Consider the following 4,725-nt stretch of genomic DNA (forward strand, 5'->3'; position numbering starts at 1 on the left):
GCGAAGTCCCGTTCCCGTCGCGTGCCCCGCGCGTTACGGGGTACACGGTCGGCACCTCTGCGTCGAAAGGGCCCTCCATGCTGCTCGCTTCCCCCCTCGTACTGCGTGATCTGATCGAGGAGTACGAAACCTCGCACCTTACCGGCGCTCCCCGCCGGAGCGGCCAGCAGGAGCGGCGGGAGCGGCAGCGCACCGAGGATCTCGTGCACGCGCTCTGCGTGTCCACAGGGACGTACGACATCGACGCCGCACTGCGGGCCGCCCGCGCACTGCTCGAAGGGGCGGAGGCCGCGGACTGCGAGCCCGCGGGCCGCGACCCGTCCCGCTCCCGCCGCCCGCGTGGCACCCGATTTCCCCCGCCCCGGCGGCGGTTCGCGGCACGAGAGGTATGCGGTGTCCGGCACTAGGCAAGGTTGTGGAACTGGCGCCGTCCGCCCGGAGAGCCGGGCTCGCGGCGTCCGATGCGTGCGGTCGCACGGCGGAGAGCCGTCCGCCCGCCGGGCGAACCGGAACGACCCCGGCAACGCGGCTCGGGGGTCCCGCGTGAGCGCGGTCCCGGCGGGTTCCGCCGGACGGACGCTCGGCCAGGTCCGATGACGGCACCGCGACACACCGCGAGCGCACGGATCTGCCGGCAGCGCGCCGCGGCGCCGGGACGTTTCCGGCAGCAGGCGATCACAGGAGGCTCATTGTCGGCGGATGAATCGGTCTGGGCGCTCGACGCCGAGATCCTGCTGGTCGAGGACGACGCGGCGGACGCGCTGCTCGTCGAGGAGATGCTCGCCGACGGCGATCTGGAACCCTCGCTGACCTGGTGCAAAACCCTCGCCGAGGCACAGAAGTTCCTCTCCGGGGCTCGCCGTCCCGTGTGCGTACTGCTGGACCTGCACCTTCCCGACACGCGCGGAGTCGAGGCCGTGAAACAGGTCGTCGGGTGCTCGGCCCGGGCCGCTGTCATCGTCGTGACCGGTCTCGCCGAGGCAGAGGCGGGGCTCGCCGCGGTCGCGGCCGGCGCCCAGGACTACTTGGTGAAGGGGCTGTTCGACCCGGAGACGGCCGTCCGCGGGTTCGCGCTCACCGGTGACGCCTCCTTCCTCACGCCGTACGGCACCGGCCGGGCCGAGGAGCGGCGCAGCGCCCGCCTCCTGGAGGACCTCCTCGCGGACGACGAACGGCTGAGCGGACAGCTGCGGCACATCGAGGAACTGGCGTCCGCATGGCGGGAGGACCACGCGGAGCCGCTGATCGCGGCCACCCGCAGGGGAGTCGACGGCGGCGGGTCCGAGGCGCGGCCGGCACGCAGCAAGACCGCTTTCGACGCCCTGCGCGCCCGCTTCGACCAGCAGGAGCGGTCCATCGACGCGGCCCGTGACAGGGCCCGCGCGGACATCTCCCGCCTCGACACCGCGCGCAACTGGTCCTTCGCGCTCATGGTGTCGGTGTTCGGTCTCGCCGTCGTCGCCTTCGGCATCGTGCTCCGCCTGACCGTCGGCCGTCCGCTCGACCGGCTGCGCACCGCCTCCGAGGCCGCTCGCGCCGGGTCCCTCGACGAGCGGATCGACGTGGACGGACCCTCCGACGTGCGGGCGCTCGCGGAAGCCGTGGAGGCGATGCGCCGCCGCATCTCCCGCGAACTCGACGAGTCGCGCGCCCGGGAGGCGCTGCTCGCGGAGCAGACGGAGGAGCTGCGCCGCTCCAACTCCGAACTGGAGCAGTTCGCCTACGTGGCGTCGCACGATCTGCAGGAACCGCTGCGCAAGGTCGCGTCGTTCTGCCAGCTCCTGGAGAAGCGTTACGGAGAGGAACTCGACGACCGGGGCAAGAAGTACATCGAGTTCGCCGTCGACGGGGCCAAGCGGATGCAGGTGCTGATCAACGACCTGCTCACCTTCTCCCGGGTGGGGCGGGTCCACGACGCACGGCAGCCGGTGCCGCTGGACCGGTAGCTCGACCGGTCACTGGCCAATCTGGCGGCTGCGCTCGAGGAGTCGGGGGCCACCGTCGTGCGCAGGCGGCCGCTGCCCGAGGTGAGTGGAGATCCGACGGCCCTCGCCATGCTGTGGCAGAACCTGATCGGCAACGCGGTGAAGTTCCGCCGCAAGGACGGCCCCTGCCGTGTCGAGGTGGACTGCGTGCGCGACGGGGACGATTGGCTGTTCTCCGTGGCGGACAACGGCATCGGGATCGCCCCCGAGTTCACCGACAAGGTCTTCGTCATCTTCCAGCGGCTGCACGCGAGGGACGAGTACGAGGGCACCGGCATCGGCCTGGCCCTGTGCCGCAAGATCGTGGAGTTCCACGGCGGGCGGATCCGGCTGGACGCCGTGCCCGGCGGCGGAACCCGCGTCGTTTTCACCCTTCCCGCCGACGGCGCCGGCCAGGACACGTCCGGCGCGGACGCCTCCCGCACGGACGCCTCCGGTCCCGGCGGTGGCGGCCAGGACACGCATCGCGTCACGCAAGGAGCGACCCAGTGAACACGCCCGTACAGCCGATCGAGGTCCTGCTGGTCGAGGACGACCCGGGCGACGAGCTGATGACCCGTGAGGCCTTCGAGGACAACAAGATCCGCAACACGCTGCACGTGGTGCGCGACGGGCAGGAGGCCCTTGACTTCCTGTACCGGCGCGGCTCCTACGCCGAAGCGCCGCGGCCCGACCTCATCCTGCTCGACCTCAATCTGCCGAAGTACGACGGCCGGCAGGTCCTGGAGCGCATCAAGACGGACCCGGAGCTCTCGCTGATCCCGGTGGTGGTGCTGACCACCTCCTCCGCCGAGGAGGACATCCTGCGCAGTTACAAGCTGCACGCCAACGCCTATGTGACCAAGCCGGTGGACCTGGACCAGTTCATCGCGGCCGTGCGGCGCATCGACGACTTCTTCGTGACCGTCGTCCGGCTGCCCGGCCGTCGCGCGGGGCGCGGGCGGGGCAGGGCCGCGTGCGGGCCGCTACGCGCCCGCCTCGTTCCTGAGGCGGCTGCACGAGCGGCTGATGAGCCGCGAGACGTGCATCTGGGAGATGCCCAGATCCTCCGCTATGCGGCTCTGCGTCATGTCGCCGAAGAAGCGCTTGAAGAGGATCTCCCGCTCGCGCTCCGGCAGCCGCTGGAGGGCGGGCTTGACCGACTCGCGGTCGACCACGACGTCCAGGGCCGGGTCGGGACCGCCGAGCGCGTCGACGAGGGTGAACCCGTCGTCGCTCCCCGCGACCTCCGCGTCCAGGGACAGCGCTGTGTAGCTCTCCAGCGCCTCCAGGCCCTCCGCCGCCTCCTCCTCGGTCATGCCGGCGCGGCTCGCGATCTCCGAGAGGGCGGGTGCGCGGTCTCCGCCGTCGGTGAGTTCCCTGCGGGCCGTCCGCACCCGGTTGCGCAGGTCCTGCACGCGCCGCGGGACGTGGACGGTCCAGGTGCAGTCGCGGAAGTGACGCTTGATCTCTCCCGTGATGGTCGGCACCGCGTAGCTGGCGAAGGCGTTGCCGAGTCCGGGGTCGTAGCGATCGATGGCCTTGACCAGCCCGAGGGCGGCCACCTGCCGCAGGTCGTCCACCGTCTCCCCGCGGTTGCGGAAACGGCCGGCGATACGTTCCGCCATGGGAAGCCAGGCCCGTGCCAGCTCGTCGCGGACGGCGTCCTTCTCCGGGCCTGGCGGCAGGGAACGCAGCCGTACGAAGGCGTCGGCCGTGTCGGGTGCGTCGTCATGCGGGTGCCGGGTCCGTGTCTGAGGGTGCATTGAGCAACTCCCTTGGGGGGGCGAGAGCGACAGAAGGGGTCACCGTCGAGGAGTCGGCGGACCGGGCAGCACACGCCCGGAGCCGTACCGCTCCAACGGGCGTGCCTGTTGTTCAAAGCACGACTCCCGCCTGCCCCCACCCGTTACGGGCAAACGCGAAGACCTCCTGCAATCTCCCGAATGGCGAAGACGGCCCGGTTCCGGGCCGCCGACCCGGCCCGCCCGGCGCTATCCACCCTCGCACCCCCTTCGACCTGCGCCTTCCCGGGTTCGACACAAGGAGTCGAATGCATGTGCGTGGAACGTGACGGGCGGGGCAGACTGGGTGTCGTCAGGGATCGACCGATCCGGATTCTGAGACTGAGTGGGAGCGAGTCCCTGTTCTCAGGACTCGTGCTCAGCCGGATGCCCCGAACGGTGCTGGGCGTCCTGGTTGCCCGCGTTCGCTCCGCGTCCGGCGCGCGCGGATCGTGTCCGTGGTCCGGGGATGCGGGGGCGGTTCCCTCACGCCCCGGAGCCGCCGGTGCGGTCTGGACGGTCCGATGCCCCGCACGATCACTCCGGTCGTGCGGGGGCGGTGCCGTCCGTCGCCGGATCGGGTGTCCCAGGGCGCGCCTGCCGATGGCCACGGCTGCCGCGTCGTGGCGAGTGGTCTTCCTGGTCTTGCTGGTGAGGGGTTTGCGTCAGTGCTGGGCGGCCCCACTTGCTGGTGTAGGCGGAGTCGACGGCGACGACGGGGATTCCGAGTGCGGCCGCCATCGACACCAGCCGGGCCCGCAGCCTGGAGGTGGGCATGCCGGAGATCAGGTGGCGGAAATGTTTGCGGCGTCCGTGCTTCTCGCGGGTGGTCTCGGCGGTGAAGTCGAGATCTTCGACGGCGATGGCGAGGTGGTGGCGGGCGGCGAAGTGCAGCAGGCGGGTCAGGGCGTGGCGGACCTGGGCGTCGCGGCGGGCGGCGGTGCCGGTGAGGTCGTGGTCGAACCGGAGTGGTTCTC

Annotated in this window: 2 protein-coding genes and 3 pseudogenes; 3 read left to right on the plus strand and 2 right to left on the minus strand. The window is 71.4% G+C overall.

Annotated features, from left to right (window positions below; translation table 11 throughout):
• The first annotated feature begins 77 nt into the window (after positions 1-77).
• The 3 genes and pseudogenes from GUY61_RS34895 to GUY61_RS34905 all read left to right on the plus strand — a co-directional run.
• Positions 78-407, plus strand: coding sequence for a DUF5133 domain-containing protein (locus tag GUY61_RS34895; RefSeq protein WP_166634334.1), 330 nt, complete (start codon positions 78-80; stop codon positions 405-407).
• Between the two features lie 369 nt (positions 408-776).
• Positions 777-2,477 (plus strand): annotated as a pseudogene (locus tag GUY61_RS34900) (ATP-binding protein).
• A pseudogene (locus tag GUY61_RS34905) lies at positions 2,474-2,911 on the plus strand (response regulator); the annotation flags it as partial. The pseudogenes GUY61_RS34900 and GUY61_RS34905, both read left to right, overlap by 4 nt.
• A gap of 39 nt (positions 2,912-2,950) precedes the next feature.
• Here the strand turns inward: GUY61_RS34905 and GUY61_RS34910 are convergent.
• Both GUY61_RS34910 and GUY61_RS34915 read right to left on the minus strand, forming a co-directional pair.
• Positions 2,951-3,730 carry a SigB/SigF/SigG family RNA polymerase sigma factor gene (locus GUY61_RS34910; protein ID WP_166634335.1) on the minus strand — a complete coding sequence of 260 codons (780 nt, stop codon included), beginning with the start codon at positions 3,728-3,730 and terminating at the stop codon, positions 2,951-2,953.
• 401 nt (positions 3,731-4,131) lie between these two features.
• Positions 4,132-4,725 (minus strand): annotated as a pseudogene (locus GUY61_RS34915) (IS200/IS605 family accessory protein TnpB-related protein); the annotation flags it as partial.

It is taken from the genome of Streptomyces sp. GC420 (assembly GCF_009916105.1).
In the GTDB taxonomy this organism is placed as follows: domain Bacteria; phylum Actinomycetota; class Actinomycetes; order Streptomycetales; family Streptomycetaceae; genus Streptomyces.

What these genes read in the sequence shown, in the direction of transcription:
- GUY61_RS34895 (WP_166634334.1), top strand. Translation starts at nt 78, where the DNA reads ATGCTGCTCGCTTCCCCCCTCGTACTGCGTGATCTGATCGAGGAGTAC.
- GUY61_RS34910 (WP_166634335.1), bottom strand. Translation starts at nt 3,730, where the DNA reads ATGCACCCTCAGACACGGACCCGGCACCCGCATGACGACGCACCCGAC.